This is a genomic window from Streptomyces sp. NPDC002888, assembly GCF_042888465.1.
Lineage (GTDB): Bacteria > Actinomycetota > Actinomycetes > Streptomycetales > Streptomycetaceae > Streptomyces.
This window is the reverse complement of record NZ_JBIAPU010000048.1, coordinates 39,220-53,963: the sequence shown is the minus strand read 5'-3', so window position 1 is coordinate 53,963 and position 14,744 is coordinate 39,220. Positions and strand designations below refer to the sequence as shown.

Annotated in this window: 15 protein-coding genes and 2 pseudogenes; 8 read left to right on the top strand and 9 right to left on the bottom strand. The window is 67.8% G+C overall.

The features are described 5' to 3' along the window. Nucleotides 1–124 precede the first annotated feature (124 nt). Nucleotides 125–829, bottom strand: a complete 705-nt coding sequence (locus ACFYWX_RS45760) for a DUF5324 family protein (RefSeq protein WP_389431426.1) — start codon at nt 827–829, stop codon at nt 125–127. A gap of 305 nt (nt 830–1,134) precedes the next feature. Between ACFYWX_RS45760 and ACFYWX_RS45755 the strand changes: the two genes are divergently transcribed. Then, entirely contained in the window at nt 1,135–1,668 is a 534-nt protein-coding gene (locus tag ACFYWX_RS45755) for a peptidylprolyl isomerase (protein ID WP_389431424.1), read from the top strand. Nucleotides 1,669–1,778: 110 nt separating this feature from the next. Beyond that, on the top strand, nt 1,779–2,690 hold the full coding sequence (locus ACFYWX_RS45750) for a rhomboid family intramembrane serine protease (protein ID WP_389431422.1): 912 nt from the start codon (nt 1,779–1,781) through the stop codon (nt 2,688–2,690). Between the two features lie 279 nt (nt 2,691–2,969). On the opposite strand, the gene crgA is transcribed toward ACFYWX_RS45750, so the two are convergent. Next, the gene (crgA, locus tag ACFYWX_RS45745) at nt 2,970–3,224 is read right to left on the bottom strand and encodes a cell division protein CrgA (RefSeq protein WP_389431421.1); all 255 of its coding nucleotides are present in this window, start codon (nt 3,222–3,224) and stop codon (nt 2,970–2,972) included. Nucleotides 3,225–3,378: 154 nt separating this feature from the next. Between crgA and ACFYWX_RS45740 the strand changes: the two genes are divergently transcribed. The 6 genes and pseudogenes from ACFYWX_RS45740 (at nt 3,379) to ACFYWX_RS45715 (ending at nt 7,532) form a co-directional block, all read left to right on the top strand. Next, nucleotides 3,379–4,158 (top strand): DUF881 domain-containing protein, encoded by a 780-nt coding sequence (locus ACFYWX_RS45740; RefSeq protein ID WP_389431420.1) that lies wholly within the window; start codon nt 3,379–3,381, stop codon nt 4,156–4,158. Nucleotides 4,159–4,186: 28 nt separating this feature from the next. Then, nucleotides 4,187–4,885 carry a class E sortase gene (locus tag ACFYWX_RS45735; protein WP_389431418.1) on the top strand — a complete coding sequence of 233 codons (699 nt, stop codon included), beginning with the start codon at nt 4,187–4,189 and terminating at the stop codon, nt 4,883–4,885. Nucleotides 4,886–4,889: 4 nt separating this feature from the next. Next, nucleotides 4,890–5,100 (top strand): annotated as a pseudogene (locus ACFYWX_RS45730) (hypothetical protein). Further along, on the top strand, nt 5,097–5,735 hold the full coding sequence (locus tag ACFYWX_RS45725; protein WP_389431417.1) for an aminodeoxychorismate/anthranilate synthase component II: 639 nt from the start codon (nt 5,097–5,099) through the stop codon (nt 5,733–5,735). The pseudogene ACFYWX_RS45730 and the gene ACFYWX_RS45725 overlap by 4 nt, the downstream one beginning before the upstream one ends. After that, nucleotides 5,654–6,775 (top strand): class E sortase, encoded by a 1,122-nt coding sequence (locus ACFYWX_RS45720; RefSeq protein WP_389431430.1) that lies wholly within the window; start codon nt 5,654–5,656, stop codon nt 6,773–6,775. The genes ACFYWX_RS45725 and ACFYWX_RS45720 overlap by 82 nt, the downstream gene beginning before the upstream one ends. A gap of 13 nt (nt 6,776–6,788) precedes the next feature. Beyond that, nucleotides 6,789–7,532, top strand: coding sequence for a class E sortase (locus ACFYWX_RS45715; protein ID WP_389431416.1), 744 nt, complete (start codon nt 6,789–6,791; stop codon nt 7,530–7,532). Nucleotides 7,533–7,622: 90 nt separating this feature from the next. Here the strand turns inward: ACFYWX_RS45715 and ACFYWX_RS45710 are convergent, their stop codons facing one another. The 7 genes and pseudogenes from ACFYWX_RS45710 to ACFYWX_RS45680 form a co-directional block, all read right to left on the bottom strand. Further along, nucleotides 7,623–8,666 carry a restriction endonuclease gene (locus ACFYWX_RS45710; protein WP_389431415.1) on the bottom strand — a complete coding sequence of 348 codons (1,044 nt, stop codon included), beginning with the start codon at nt 8,664–8,666 and terminating at the stop codon, nt 7,623–7,625. A gap of 109 nt (nt 8,667–8,775) precedes the next feature. Beyond that, nucleotides 8,776–8,883, bottom strand: a pseudogene (locus ACFYWX_RS45705) (IS5/IS1182 family transposase); the annotation flags it as partial. Nucleotides 8,884–8,942: 59 nt separating this feature from the next. Beyond that, entirely contained in the window at nt 8,943–9,143 is a 201-nt protein-coding gene (locus ACFYWX_RS45700; protein ID WP_389431414.1) for a hypothetical protein, read from the bottom strand. A 55-nt stretch (nt 9,144–9,198) separates the two neighbouring features. Next, on the bottom strand, nt 9,199–9,537 hold the full coding sequence (locus tag ACFYWX_RS45695; RefSeq protein ID WP_389431412.1) for a hypothetical protein: 339 nt from the start codon (nt 9,535–9,537) through the stop codon (nt 9,199–9,201). Between the two features lie 118 nt (nt 9,538–9,655). Beyond that, on the bottom strand, nt 9,656–11,638 hold the full coding sequence (gene pknB / locus ACFYWX_RS45690; protein WP_389431411.1) for a Stk1 family PASTA domain-containing Ser/Thr kinase: 1,983 nt from the start codon (nt 11,636–11,638) through the stop codon (nt 9,656–9,658). Nucleotides 11,639–11,807: 169 nt separating this feature from the next. Beyond that, nucleotides 11,808–13,283, bottom strand: a complete 1,476-nt coding sequence (locus tag ACFYWX_RS45685; protein WP_389431409.1) for a penicillin-binding transpeptidase domain-containing protein — start codon at nt 13,281–13,283, stop codon at nt 11,808–11,810. Then, the gene (locus ACFYWX_RS45680; RefSeq protein ID WP_389431408.1) at nt 13,280–14,719 is read right to left on the bottom strand and encodes an FtsW/RodA/SpoVE family cell cycle protein; all 1,440 of its coding nucleotides are present in this window, start codon (nt 14,717–14,719) and stop codon (nt 13,280–13,282) included. The genes ACFYWX_RS45685 and ACFYWX_RS45680 overlap by 4 nt, the downstream gene beginning before the upstream one ends. Between the last annotated feature and the right edge of the window lie 25 nt (nt 14,720–14,744).

Genomic DNA, 14,744 nt, shown 5'->3' with positions numbered 1-14,744 from the left:
ACCCACAACCCCCCCCACCCCCCCACCCCCCCCCCCCCCCCCCCCCGGCCCCCCCCCCCCCCCGGCCCCCCCCCCCCCCCCCCCCCCCCCCCCCCCCCCACGGCGCTGTGTGGCGCTTTGAGCGTCAGTCGCGCTCGTCGCGGTCCGCCGCGTCGTCCTCGGCCTGCTTCGCCTGGACCTCGGGATCGAGCACGGACGTGTCGCCGCTGCCGTCCACCGAGGTCAGCCCGCCGGCCTCGGGTACCTCCGTCGCGGCGGGGGGCTCGACCAGCCAGTCGGGGTTGGCCTGCTTGTCCCACCACTTCCAGGCGGCGAAGGCGCCACCGGCGAGCACGCCCAGGGCGGCCAGCATCTTCGCCGCCCGACCCGCCCGCGCCCGCCGCTGGTGCCTGCGGGCCAACTTCTCGATCTCCTTGGCCGTCACATGACCGCGCAGTGCGGCCAAAGCGGCGGCACCGCGCGTCGCGGCCTCGTCCGCGACGGGCACGGCCACGGCCACGGCCTGCTCGATCCTCGGCCTGGAGTACTCGGCCGCCTGCCGGGCAGCAGCACGGGTGCGAGTGGCGGCGTCATGGGCAGCCTGATCGACCTTGGGCGGTACATGCGAACGAGCCTGCTCCAGACGCGGCACGACATACGCGTCGTACTGGACGCGAGCCTGGTCGGCGGCCTGCGACACCTTGGGCGCGAGCCGTACGCGTGCCTCGTGTGCGTAGAACGCGGCCCTGTCCTTGGCCGTGTCGGCGTAGGGCGCCACCACTTCCGCGGCGTGCAGCACGCTGTCCTTCGCCGAGCCGGTCGCGGCGCGCACGCTTTCGATGCGGGTCACGGGTTCCTCCTCCTCGGTGGCGTACGGTATTTCGACTTTCCACCCTTTTACGGATCATGCCTGTCAATGAACGCTGGGGCATTCGAGGACGGGCATCCGGGTCACGAACGTGAAATAAGGGGCAACACGAGCTTGTCGTCGACAATGCCACGGATCCTCTCTCCGCGCCCGCAGCCCGACACCACTCGCCCCGGATATCCGCTCGGATGCGGCCTCCGTATGCGCTCAGATGCCCTCGGCGGGCGACGGGGGGCGTGGACCGTGCGAGGATCAGGGGGTCACAGAAAGACAACGGAAGGCAGATCGTGGCCGAGCAGCTCTACGCCACCCTGAAGACCAACCACGGCGACATCGAGGTCCGGCTCTTCGCGGACCACGCCCCCAAGACGGTCAAGAACTTCGTAGACCTCGCCACGGGTCAGCGCGAGTGGACCAACCCCGCCACCGGCGAGAGGTCCACGGCCAAGCTGTACGACGGCACGGTCTTCCACCGGGTGATCAGCGGATTCATGATCCAGGGTGGTGACCCGCTGGGTAACGGCACCGGTGGTCCCGGCTACCAGTTCGAGGACGAGTTCCACCCGGACCTGCGCTTCGACAAGCCGTACCTGCTGGCCATGGCCAACGCCGGCCCGGGCACCAATGGCTCGCAGTTCTTCGTCACCGTCTCCCCGACGGCCTGGCTGAACCGCAAGCACAGCATCTTCGGTGAGGTCACCGACGCGGCCAGCCAGAAGGTCATCGACTCCATCGCGACCACGCAGACCAACCCGCGCACCGACCGCCCGCTCAACGACGTGGTCATCGAGTCGGTCGTCGTGGAGACCCGCCAGGGCTGAGCCCTGATCCGCCGGGCCGAGCCCAGGCATCTCGACGGGAACCAAATGCCCCGCTCGTCCGTAAGGATGAGCGGGGCAAATGCCGTGTGTACGACGACTTGGGGGATCTCATGGATCAGGCGCCAGGCAGTCCGAAGGGGCCGGACGACCAGGGGTCTCAGCCTGCCCAGAGCCTGCCCGTCTGCTACCGCCACCCCGGGCGCGAGACCGGCATCCGCTGCACCCGCTGCGAGCGCCCGATCTGCCCCGAGTGCATGGTCAGCGCCTCCGTCGGCTTCCAGTGCCCGGAGTGCGTGCGCGGCGGCTCCGGGACGGGGCACGCGCCCGACGCCTCCCGGCCGCGCACCCTGGCCGGCGGCACCATCGCGGCCGATCCCCGCCTTCTGACCAAGATCCTCATCGGGATCAACCTCGCGGTCTTCCTCGTCGGCCAGATCCGCTCGTCGTTCCTGGACCACCTGGTCCTGGTCGGCCAGTGGCCGCCGGCGCCGTTCACTCCTACCGAAGGCGTCGCCGAGGGCCAGTGGTATCTGCTGTTCACCTCGATGTTCGCGCACGAGGCCATCTGGCACATCGCCTTCAACATGCTGAGCCTGTGGTGGCTCGGCGGCCCCCTGGAAGCCGCCCTGGGCCGGGTCCGCTACCTCGCGCTCTACCTGGTCTCGGGCCTCGCGGGCAGCGCCCTCACGTATGTGCTGGCCGCCCCGAGCAGCGGTTCGCTCGGCGCCTCCGGCGCGATCTTCGGCCTCTTCGGCGCGACCGCGGTGCTCATGCGCCGGCTCCGGTACGACATGCGGCCGATCATCGCCCTGCTGGTGATCAACCTGATCTTCACCTTCAACCCGGGCATGAACATCGCCTGGCAGGCCCACATCGGCGGACTGGTGGCCGGCGTCGTGATCGGCTACGGCATGGTTCACGCCCCGCGCGAGCGGCGCGCCCTCATCCAGTACGGCAGCTGCGCCCTGGTGCTGGCGGCCGTCGTGGTGATGACGCTCCTGAGAACCGCCCAGCTCACCTGAGCGCCCCGTTGTCCACAGCGTGTGCCGGATCTTGTGCATACGGTGCAGGAACAACTGTGCCCCCTGTCACCGACCCGCGTTTGCACAGGTCAGACAGGGGGCGAACAGTCTTGCGGCAACCGGTGTGTCAGTCGTACTGGCGTCAACGTCCAATGAGTTATCCACAGATCGTCGTCTTTTCCCCAGGCGGGTGTGGAAATTCTGCCTGGGCTGTGGATAACTCAGCGGATAGCCCTGGGTAGAGCTGTGTTCACCGCCGAGTCGCCCTTACTTTGGCTGCTACTTCCACTGCGTGGAGACGCCGAAGCCCGCCGCGATGAAGCCGAATCCGACCACGATGTTCCAGTTGTCCAGCTTGTCGATGGGCAGCGAACCGTCGGTCACATAGAAGACGACGATCCAGGCGAGCCCGACGAGGAACATGGCCAGCATGACGGGTGCGACCCAGGAGCGGCTGTTCAGTTTGATGGCTGCGGCCTGCTTGGCGGGCGGCGGCGTGTAATCGGCCTTCTTGCGGATACGTGACTTCGGCACGAGGGTCTCTCCTGTCGATGCGCTGCGTGGCCGCGCAGGATACTGGGTCGGGCTCGGGGCAACGTCCACGGGAACGGTGCAATGGGGCTCGCAGTGCTCCCCCGGGCGTCCGTTAGCGTAGTGCTTCCGTGGCGCCGAAGGAGATAAGGGTACGTTGAGCAATTCTGCCGACTCCCCCGGGACGGGATCCAGTCCCGCGCGAGGCCGACGCCTGCGACCCGTGCGGGTGCTCACGGCGGCCGTCTTCGCTCTCGCGGGACTCATTTTCTTCACCAGCTTCAATACGGCCAAGGGCACCAACATCCGCACGGACACGTCCTTGCTGAAGCTCTCCGACCTCATTCAGGAGCGCAGTCACAAGAACGGGCAGCTCGACGAGTCCAACGCGACCCTGCGCGACGACGTCGACTCGCTCGCCGAGGCCGACGACGGCAGCACCAAGGCCGAGGACGAGAAGCTGGCGCAGCTGGAGAAGAGCGCGGGCACCCAGAAACTGACGGGCAAGGCGATCACGGTCACGCTGAACGACGCCCCGCCGAACGCCACCGCCAAGCTCCCCGGCTACCCCGAGCCGCAGCCCGACTACCTGGTCATCCACCAGCAGGACCTCCAGGCCGTGGTGAACGCCCTGTGGAAGAGCGGCGCCAAGGGCATCAAGGTCATGGACCAGCGGCTGATCTCCACCAGCGCGGTGCGCTGCGTCGGCAACACCCTGATCCTCCAGGGCCGCGTCTACTCTCCGCCGTACGAGATCACGGCGGTCGGGGACCCGGAGGCGATGCAGAAGGCACTCGCGGAGTCCCCGGCGATCCAGAACTACATGGTGTACGTGAATGTCTACGGCCTCGGCTGGAAAGTCACCGAGGACGGGAAGGTGACTCTGCCGGGTTACTCGGGCACAGTGGACCTGCACTACGCGAAGCCCGTGGAGTAGGTGGAGCAGTCCGTCTCAGGAGCCGCCGGTGCGCGTGATCGTCAGGACGTTCAGCGAACTGTGCATCACCGTCGGCGCCCTGATCGTGCTCCTCGTCGTCTACGTGCTGTTCTGGACCGGTGTGCGGGCCGACCGCGTCATGGACGACCAGATCGACGACCTCCAGGACCAGTGGGCTCAGCAGGACACGCGGCCCACGCCCGCCCCGAGCACCACGGCTAAAGCCACAGCTCCAGCCAGAGCTCCAGCCAGAGCCAGGAGTGGCGAGCCCTTCGCGATCATGTACATCCCACGTCTTGGTTTCACGTGGAACAAGCCGGTGCTGGAGGGCACCTCCACCGGCATCCTGAAGAAGGGCCTCGGCCACTACGCGAACACCGCGCGGCTCGGTCAGCGGGGCAACTTCTCCGTCGCAGGTCACCGGCGCACGTACGGCGACCCCTTCAAGGACTTCCCCAGGCTGCGCCGGGGCGACGCGGTGGTGCTGACCGACGGGACCACCTGGTTCACGTATCGGGTCGACAAAGGCCCCTACAAAACCGTTCCCTCGGACATTGAAGTGATCGACGCTGTGCCACGTAAGTCCGGGTACACGCGTCCAGGCCGCTATCTGACGCTGACCACGTGCGATCCGGAATGGGGGCACAGTCACCGGCTGATCGTCTGGGCGCACCTGGACTCCACACAGCCTGTGGAGGCAGGCAAACCCGAGGCTCTGCGCCGTTAGTCTGGTGCGGTACGGCGTGAGTCTGGTGCCGTGGTGCGAAGGAAAGGGACGGCATGTACGGCTGGATCTGGCGGCATCTGCCGGGAAGCGCGTGGGTGAGGGCGCTGATCTCGATCGTGCTGGTGCTGGCCGTGGTCTACGTGCTGTTCCAGTACGTCTTTCCGTGGGCCGAACCGCTGCTGCCCTTCAACGATGTGACGGTGGACAACCAGTGAGCGCGCGCATTCTCGTCGTCGACAACTACGACAGCTTCGTCTTCAACCTGGTCCAGTACCTGTACCAGCTGGGCGCCGAGTGCGAGGTCCTGCGCAACGACGAGGTCTCGACGGCACACGCCCAGGACGGCTTCGACGGCGTCCTGCTGTCGCCGGGCCCCGGCACCCCCGAGGAGGCGGGTGTCTGCATCGAGATGGTGCGCCACTGCGCCGCCACCGGGGTCCCGGTCTTCGGGGTCTGCCTGGGCATGCAGTCGATGCAGGTGGCGTACGGCGGTGTGGTGGACCGGGCGCCGGAGCTGCTGCACGGCAAGACGTCGCTGGTCGATCACGAGGGCAAGGGCGTCTTCGCCGGGCTGCCCTCTCCCTTCACCGCGACCCGCTACCACTCCCTCGCGGCCGAGCCGGCGACGGTCCCGGACGAGCTGCTGGTCACGGCCCGTACGCACGACGGCATCATCATGGGCCTCAGGCACCGGGAGCTGCCCGTCGAGGGCGTGCAGTTCCACCCCGAGTCGGTGCTGACGGAGCACGGCCACCGGATGCTGGCCAACTGGCTGGTGGAGTGCGGGGACCAGGGCGCGGTGGCGAGGTCGGCGGGGCTCGCCCCGGTGGTGGGCAGGGCCACGGCGTGACCGCGCTGCGCCCCGAGCGCGAGGACTCCTTCGGCGGAGCGCCGTACGATCCGTACGGCGCTCCGCCGTACGTCCCGCCTCCCGACGAGGAGACGGTGGCGTTGCGGATACCCGCTCCGCCGGGGCAGACGGTCGGCGGCGAGTCCACGAGCGTCTCTGGGGCGCCATCCGCCACGTCTGCCACCGGAACCACTCCTGGTGGCCGGGCGGCCCGCAGAAAGGCTGCCAAGCGCCGTCGTGGACGGCACGGCGGTACCTCGGAGGCGTCGGAGACCCCGGCCCGGGGTGAGAATCCTGACAAACCGCGCTCCGCCGCCGCAAAGCCCCTCTCCCGCGTGGAGGCCCGCCGACAGGCGCGGGCACGCAAGCCCGGCGCGGCCGTGGTCGCCAGCCGGGCCGTAGGTGAGGTGTTCATCACGACCGGTGTGCTGATGCTGTTGTTCGTCACCTACCAGCTGTGGTGGACGAACGTACGGGCGCACGCGCAGGCCGGCAGCGAGGCGAACAAGCTCCAGGACGACTGGGCGAACGGCAAGCGCAACCCGGGGACGTTCTCGCCGGGCCAGGGCTTCGCGATCCTGCACATCCCCGAGCTGGACGTGGTCGTCCCGATCGCCGAGGGCGTCAGCAACAAGAAGGTGCTCGACAAGGGCATGGTCGGGCACTACGGGGAGGACCCGCTGAAGACGGCGATGCCCGACGCGAAGACCGGCAACTTCGGGCTGGCGGGCCACCGCAACACGCACGGCGAGCCGTTCCGGTACATCAACAGGCTCAAGCCGGGTGACGCGATCGTCGTCGAGACGCAGGACGACTACTTCGTCTACAAGATGGCGTCGATGCTCCCCGTGACGCCGCCGAGCAACACGAGCGTCCTGGACCCCGTCCCCCCTGGCTCGGGCCTCACCGGGCCGGGCCGCTACATCACGCTGACGACGTGCACGCCGGAGTTCACCAGCAAGTACCGGTTGATCGTCTGGGGCAAGATGGTCGAGGAACGGCCGCGCAGCAAGGGCAAGCCGGATGCGCTAGTCGAGTAAGGGCAGATGAACAGTGGCAGCGACCACCGACGGCACCGCAGAGCACACCGACGCGTCCGCGTCCCCGCCCGCGCCGCGGCGCCGGGGCGGCCGGATCGCGACGGCGGTCAGTGTCTTCGGTGAACTCCTCATCACGGCGGGCCTGGTGCTCGGCCTGTTCGTCGTCTACTCCCTGTGGTGGACGAACGTCGTGGCCGACCGCGCGGCGCACAAGCAGGGCGACAAGGTCCGCGACACCTGGGCCCACGACTCAGGGCCCGGCGCGCTGGACACCAAGAACGGCATCGGCTTCCTGCACGTGCCCGCGATGAAGAACGGCGAGGTCCTGGTCGAGAAGGGCACCTCGTCCGAGATCCTCAACGACGGCGTCGCCGGCTACTACACCGAACCCGTCAAGGCGACCCTGCCGACCAGCGGCAAGGACGGCAACTTCGCCCTGGCCGCCCACCGCGACGGCCACGGCGCGAAGTTCCACAACATCGACAAGCTGGAGATGGGCGACCCGATCGTCTTCGAGACGAAGGACAAGTGGTACGTCTACAAGGTCTACGCGATCCTTCCCGAGACCTCGAAGTACAACGTCAAGGTCCTCACCGAGGTCCCCAAGGAGTCCGGCAAGAAGAAGCCCGGCCACTACATCACCCTGACGACCTGCACACCGGTCTACACGAGCCGCTACCGGTACGTGGTGTGGGGCGAGCTGGTGCGGGTGGACAAGGTGAACAGCGAGCGGACACCGCCGAAGGAACTGGGGTGACTGAGCTCCTTGCGGGAGCTCAGTCACCTAGCATGGCGGAGGCCCGAAGCCGCAACTTCCTTTTGCGGCTTCGGGCCTCTCGTGTGCGGCCTATCCCAGGGCGTTCAGGCGTACTCCGGCGCTCCATGCCTCGAGTTCGTCGCGGTTCACTGTGATGACCCCGCTCAGATCGGCGATCGCCTGCGCTTCGAGGCTGAAGTTGCAGGTGGCGACGAACAGGGCGAGGTCCGCGCGGTTGACGGCTCGTGCGGCGCCGGCGAACTTCTGCATGTCGGCGCTGGGGACCGACCGGCGGCCGGCGCGGTTCTTGCACTGGACGGCGACGGTACGCCCGTCGGCCGTGCGTGCCGTGATGTCGATGCCCCGGTCGGTGCGGGCCTGGCGTACGACGACTTCCGTGCAGCCGTCGCGGCGCAGCAGCACGGCGACGTGACGCTCGAAGGCCTGCCAGGTCATGGCGCTGATGGAGGCCCTGACCTGGTCTGTCGGTGCTTCCCCTTCCAGGCTCCGGATGCGCTGGTGGTGCCAGCACAGCTTGCGTTCGACGTTCTCGATGTCCTGGCGGAGCTCGATGAGCTCACGGCGCTGTTCGCCGGAGGAGGCGATGAGGGCGTTGAACAGGGGAACGACGTTCCGGCCGAGGATGTGGGCGATGCGTCGGTCGATGTGGTCGTCGAGGGAGACGGTGTCCCTGCGTACGGAGTTGTCCACAGGCTGTGTGCGAGCCGCGTACTCCATGTCCAGGAGGTACACACGCACCTGACGGGCGACTTCGCTGTCCCTGAGGAGCATGGCCACGTTGAGGACGGCACGGCGGGACCAGATGGCGAGGCTGGAGCGCCGCTGTGGAAAACCACCGCCGGAAGAGGAACTCACATTGAGTTTGTGAAATTCACGCAGGTCAGCACCCCGCAGGACCCGCAGGCCGTTGGACTCCAGCTCTTGCCGGTGGCGGCTGAGCAGGTTGTTGACCACGGTTTCGGCGACTTCGAAGTACGCCGCCACCATCGCCGTAGTCACATGCATCCCGTCCGGCAGCAGTGACAGTGCCTTGACCCTGTCGAGCACGTCTGTCCGCTCCAGCACGCTGCCGCGCAGGCTCTTGGACTCCATCAGTACCGATTCGTTGATCACGTCCTGCCCTTCTGTCGGTGGTCGGGCCGTATGGCCGCCAGGGCAGAGCTGACACCCCACCCCAATCGATCAACGAGGAGTGGCGTCTGATGACACGATGAAGACCGACCCCAGCCCCGAGCTGGGCGTAGGGGTGGCCGTTGCGGAGATGGGCGAGGGTGAGCAGGGCCTGCTGGCCTGCGCCCAGGCGCCGCCATCGGGTGCCGAGAGCCTGCCGGCGTGGTTCGTCGCTTGAAGTGCTATCTGTTGTCCAGGAATCGTTTGCGGCCGCTCCGTTCAGAGGGGCTCGAAGCTCGGCTGGACGGGGCCGATCTCTCCGGCGGCGACCAGTTCCTCAAGGTCCTCCGGCTCCAGGTACTCCAGGGCTTCTGGTTCGATGCCGTGGTATCGGTCCACGTCGAGCAGCCGCCGCACGAACGCGAGGGCGAAGGCCGAGAACGGGCCGTCGAAGGTTTCGCAGCCCTCTTCGTGGACCATCGTGACGACCTTCCACCGGTCCGGGTCCGGGTCGCAGGGGAGGAAGAAGTGCTCGTCACCACTGTGGTCGTCCCCACGAAATCAGCCCACCGGGTTCGGGGTGGAAGGGGTACGGGACATGCGCGGAGCCTCCGAAGCTCAGGGCCCTGTCTCGACGCTCAGTGAACGTCTGGTGCGTCTTGCGCATGCGCCCCAGCAACGGGCTCGGTCCACGCGGGTGGAAGACAACGAGCTCACCGGAGATGGCCCCGCTGCCGTAGGCATTGAGGAACGTCTTGAAGTCGCCGGGCAAAGCGGAACCTACGTATTGCTCGACTTCGTTCCAGTCGTCCGGGCTCGGTTGCCGGCCAACGGGCTCGCCCAGCAAGGCCTGCAACTCATCCAACGAGGACATGCACTGCTCCAAGACTGGTCAGCGGGGATGAACCACCGCACGTGAGAGTCCCCGGTACGCATCGTGCGGTACCGGGGACTCTCACGTTCCAGCGGATCAGTTCGCCGGTCGGGCACGGTCAGCCGAAGATGCCGCCGCCCCCGTCGTTTCCGCCGTTGTTGTTTCCGCCGTTGTTGTTGCCGCCCGCGGTGAACAGGTCCACCGCGGTGCCCTGGTCGACCGTCTGGCCCTGACCCGGGTTCGAGCCGAGGACGAGGGAGTTGTCGTCGTCGGAGCCCTGGATCTTGCCGACCTGGAGGCCGGCCTGCTGGAGCAGCTGCTTGGCGGTCCCCAGGGTCTGGCCCTGGATGTTCGGGACCTGCGTCTGCTGCTTCTGGGCCGCCTTGCCGATCTGGATGGTGACCGACGAGCCCTTGGAGGCCTGGGAGTTGGCCTGGGGCGTGGTGCCGATGACCTTGCCGACCTGGTTCGGGTCCTGGACCTCCACCTCGGTGCAGGTGCCGACCAGGTTGTTCTGGGTCATCTGCGCCTTGGCCTTCTCACAGTCCTGGCCGGTGACGTCGGGGACGGTCGCCTTCTCCTCGGCCTTGGCGATGGTGAGGGTGACCGTGGTCCCCTTCTCCACCTCGTCGCCGAGATCCGGGTCCTGGTCCGTGACGGTGCCCGGATCCTCCGTGGACACCTCTTCCTTCGTCTCGACCTTGAACCCGTACTTGTCGTCCTCCAGGATCGACTTCGCCTCGTCGAGGGTCTTGCCGAGGACGGTGGGCACCACGACCTTCGGCGCGCCCGTCGAGACCACGACGTTGACCGAGGTGCCCTTCTTGACGTCGGTTCCCGCAGTGGTCTCCTGCGAGCAGATGTTGCCCTTCGGCTGGGCCTCGCAGGGCTTCTCGGTCGGTACGAGCTTCAGTTCGGCATTGGTGGCGACCTTCTCGGCGTTCGCCTTGGTCGAGCCCACGAAGTTCGGGACCGGCACCGTGTCATTGGCCACACCGTCGCCGCCGAAGGCCCACTTGCCGATCAGGATCGCGCCGACGAGGACCAGGGCGGCCGCGACGACCAGGAGGATCGTCGAGGTGTTGGACTTCTTCTGGCGGCGCCGGCCGGAGCGGTCGTCGTAGCCGTAGCCGCCCTCGTCCGGGTTCATCGGCGGCAGCATGGTCGTGGCGCCCGCGTCGGCGCGCAGGGCCGTCGTCGGCTGGTCGTCGGGGTAGCCGCCGTAGCCGACCGAGCCCAGCGACGCCGTGGCCGCGACCGGCTGGCCGTCGAGGCAGGCCTCGATGTCGGCGCGCATCTCGTCGGCGGACTGGTAGCGGTAGTCCGGGTCCTTGACCAGCGCCTTCAGGACGATCGCGTCTATCTCGGGTGTGATCTCGGGGTCGAAGACGCTCGGGGACTGCGGCTCCTCCCGGACATGCTGGTAGGCGACCGCGACCGGGGAGTCGCCGACGAACGGCGGGCGGACGGTCAGCAGCTCGTAGAGCAGACAGCCCGTCGAGTAGAGGTCGGACCGGGCGTCGACCTGCTCGCCCTTGGCCTGCTCCGGCGACAGGTACTGGGCGGTGCCGATGACGGCCGCCGTCTGCGTCATCGTCATGCCGGAGTCGCCCATGGCACGGGCGATGCCGAAGTCCATGACCTTGACCTGGCCGTTGCGCGTCAGCATGACGTTGGCCGGCTTGATGTCTCGGTGGACGATGCCGCTGCGGTGGGCGTACTCCAGGCCCTGGAGGATGCCGATGGTCATCTCCATGGACCGCTCCGGCAGCAGCTTGCGGCCGCTGTGAAGAAGCTCACGGAGGGTGGAGCCGTCGACGTACTCCATGACGATGTACGGGATCGAGACGTTGTCGATGTAGTCCTCGCCCGTGTCATAGACCGCGACGATCGCGGGGTGGTTGAGCGAGGCGGCCGACTGGGCCTCCCGGCGGAACCGGGCCTGGAAGGACGGGTCGCGCGCGAGATCCGCGCGCAGCGTCTTCACCGCCACCTGGCGCCCGAGCCGGATGTCATGCGCGTGATAAACCTCCGCCATGCCACCACGGCCGAGCACCGGGCCCAGCTCGTACCGGCCGCCGAGGCGACGCGGCTCTTCCATAGCTTCCTACCAGCCCTCTCCGTCGGTCCCGACCGGCACACGCGTGCGGTCGGAGGCTGCCGTCCGGGCCTACCGTACCCGGCTCGCTCTGTGTGACCTGGCCAAGCCCGTCACCCGATACAGGACCGGTATCGCAACGTGCACCGATGCGAAGGGGACGTGATCGGGGTCACTTCTTGCTGTTGATGACCGCCTCCATCACGCTCTTCGCGATGGGAGCTGCCAGACCGCCACCCGAGATGTCGTCGCGGACGGCCTTGTCGTCCTCCACGACCACGGCCACGGCGACCGGCGAGCTGCCGTCGCTGAGCTTGGCGTAGGAGATGAACCAGGCGTACGGCTTCTCGCTGTTGTCGACGCCGTGCTGGGCGGTACCGGTCTTGCCGCCCACGGTGACACCGCCGCCGATCTGCGCCGCGGTGCCCGTGCCCTCCTTGACGACGGTCTCCATCATCGACTGGAGGACCTGGGCGTTCTTCTCCGACAGCGGCCGGCTCATCTCCTCCGGGTCCGTCTTCTCGAGGGTGTCGACGTTCGGCGCCTGGAGTTCGTCGACCATGTACGGCTTCATCAGCTTGCCGTCGTTGGCGACGGCCGCGGGGACCATGGCCATCTGCAGCGGTGTCGCCGCGGTGTTGAACTGACCGATCGAGGACAGCGCGGTCTGTGACTGGTCCATGTCGTCGGAGAAGACCGAGGCGGTGGTGCGGACCGGGACGAAGTGCTCGGAGTCGAAGCCGAACTTCTTGGCCTCCTCCAGCATCTTGTCGTTGCCGAGGTCGGAGCCGACCTTGCCGAAGACGGAGTTGCAGGAGTACTGCAGGGCGACGCGCAGGGTCGCGTTCTCGCAGGGGATGTTCCCCTCGTTCTTCAGCGGGGTCGAGGTGCCCGGCATGATCCACGGCAGCGGCGACCTGGTCTTCTGGTCGGCGCTCGTGTACAGGCCGTTCTCCAGCGCGGCGGCCGCGGTGACCACCTTGAAGGTGGAGCCGGGCGGGTAGACCTCGCGCAGCGCCCGGTTGAGCGACGGGTCGTCGGGGTTGTTCTTCTTGTCGAGGGCCTTCCACGCCTTTTCGTCCGAGGCGCCGCCGCCGGCGATGGTGGACGGGTCGTAGGACGGGTAGGAGGCCAGCGCGAGGATCTTGCCGGTGGACGGGTCGATGGCGGCCACGGCACCCTTGCCGCGCTTCTTCAGACCGTCGTAGGCGGCCTTCTGCGCTGCGGCGTTGAGGGTGGTGACGACGTTGCCGCCCTCCTTCTTCTTCCCCGTGATCATGTCGAGGGTGTTGCGGAAGAAGAGCTGGTCGGAGTTGCCGCTGAGGATGCCGTCCTCGATGTACTCGAGCTGGGTGGCGCCGTAGGCCTGCGAGACGTAGCCGGTGACCGGCGCCCACATGGCGCCGTCCTTGTAGGTGCGCTTGTACTTGAAGTCGCTGCCCGACGTCGTGGTGTGCCCGGTGATGGCCTTGCCGTCGACGATGATGTCGCCGCGCGGGGTGGCGTACCGCTCGATGGCCACGCGGCGGTTGTCGGTGTCGGTGGCCAGGGTGTCGGCCTTGACGTACTGGAGCCAGTTGTCGCGGAGGAGGAGCGTGATGACCAGGAGGCCGCAGAAGATCGCGATCCGGCGCAGGGGCTTGTTCATGACGGGCGGACCACCTGGGTCATCTCGGCGTCGGGGTTGGCGGCAGGGGCGGGCGCCGGGCGGCGCGCGGTGTCGCTGATCCTGATGAGGATGCCGACGAGCGCCCAGTTGGCGATCACGGAGGAACCGCCGTACGCCAGGAACGGCATCGTCATACCGGTCAGCGGGATGAGGCCCATCACACCGCCGGAGACGACGAACACCTGGAGGGCGAAGGCGCCGGACAGGCCGATGGCGAGCAGCTTGCCGAACGGGTCGCGGGCGGCGAGGGCGGTGCGCACACCGCGCTCCACGATCAGGCCGTAGATGAGCAGGATCGCCATGATGCCGGCGAGGCCCATCTCCTCGCCGAAGGTGGCGAGGATGAAGTCGGAGTTGGCGGCGAACCGGATGAGGTCGGAGTGGCCCTGGCCGAGGCCCGTGCCGAGGGTGCCGCCGGAGCCGAACGCCCACAACGCCTGCATCGCCTGCTCGGAGTGGCCGCCGACGCCCTGCCGGGAGAGCAGGTACTCCTTCATCGGGTCGAGCCAGGCCTGGACACGCTGCTGGACGTGCGGTTCGAAGCTGGCCACGCCGACCGCGCCGACGCTGGACATCAGCAGACCGAAGACGATCCAGCTGGTCCGCTCGGTGGCGACGTACAGCATGATGACGAACATTCCGAAGAACAGCAGCGAGGTACCGAGGTCGGTCTCGAAGACCAGGATCAGGATCGAGATGAACCAGACGACCAGGATCGGGCCGAGGTCGCGGCCGCGGGGCAGGTACAGGCCGATGAAGCGGCGGCTGGCCAGGGCGAGCGCGTCGCGCTTCACCATGAGATAGCCGGCGAAGAAGATCGCGAGGACGATCTTCGCGAACTCACCGGGCTGGATGGAGAAACCGGCGACCGAGATCCAGATCTTGGCGCCGTAGATGTTCTGGCCGAGGCCCGGCACCAGCGGCAGCAGCAGCAGGAACAGCGCGCCGACCATGGAGATGTAGGTGTAGCGCTGCAGGACGCGGTGGTCCTTGAGGAAGACCAGCACCACGATGAACAGGGCGATGCCCAGTGCCGTGTACAGCAGCTGCCGTGGCGCGGCGGTGCCCGCCTGCTTGATGGACTGCAGCAGCTTGGACTGGTCGAGCCGCCAGATGACGACGAGACCGAGGCCGTTCAGCAGCGTGGCCAGCGGCAGCAGCAGCGGATCCGCGTACGGCGCGAACTTGCGTACGACGAGATGGGCGACGCCGGCCAGGAGGCCGAGGCCGAGCCCGTAGCTCAGCAGGCCGGACGGCACCTCCTCGTTGATGGCGAGGCCCACGTTGGCGTAGGCGAACACCGGGATGGCGACGGCGAACACCAGGAGCGCGAGCTCGGTGTTGCGCCGGCTCGGTGTGCCGATCGAGCCGATCGTGGACGTGTGGTGCGTCGACGGGTTGGTAGTACTGCTCATCGTGTGACGGGGCCTCTCACGGCTT

Excerpts from the sequence above, each read along its gene's own strand:
- ACFYWX_RS45685 (WP_389431409.1), bottom strand. The coding sequence starts at position 13,283 with ATGAACAAGCCCCTGCGCCGGATCGCGATCTTCTGCGGCCTCCTGGTC.
- ACFYWX_RS45680 (WP_389431408.1), bottom strand. The coding sequence starts at position 14,719 with ATGAGCAGTACTACCAACCCGTCGACGCACCACACGTCCACGATCGGC.
- ACFYWX_RS45700 (WP_389431414.1), bottom strand. The coding sequence starts at position 9,143 with ATGGTCCACGAAGAGGGCTGCGAAACCTTCGACGGCCCGTTCTCGGCC.
- pknB (WP_389431411.1), bottom strand. The coding sequence starts at position 11,638 with ATGGAAGAGCCGCGTCGCCTCGGCGGCCGGTACGAGCTGGGCCCGGTG.
- ACFYWX_RS45750 (WP_389431422.1), top strand. The coding sequence starts at position 1,779 with ATGGATCAGGCGCCAGGCAGTCCGAAGGGGCCGGACGACCAGGGGTCT.
- ACFYWX_RS45695 (WP_389431412.1), bottom strand. The coding sequence starts at position 9,537 with ATGTCCTCGTTGGATGAGTTGCAGGCCTTGCTGGGCGAGCCCGTTGGC.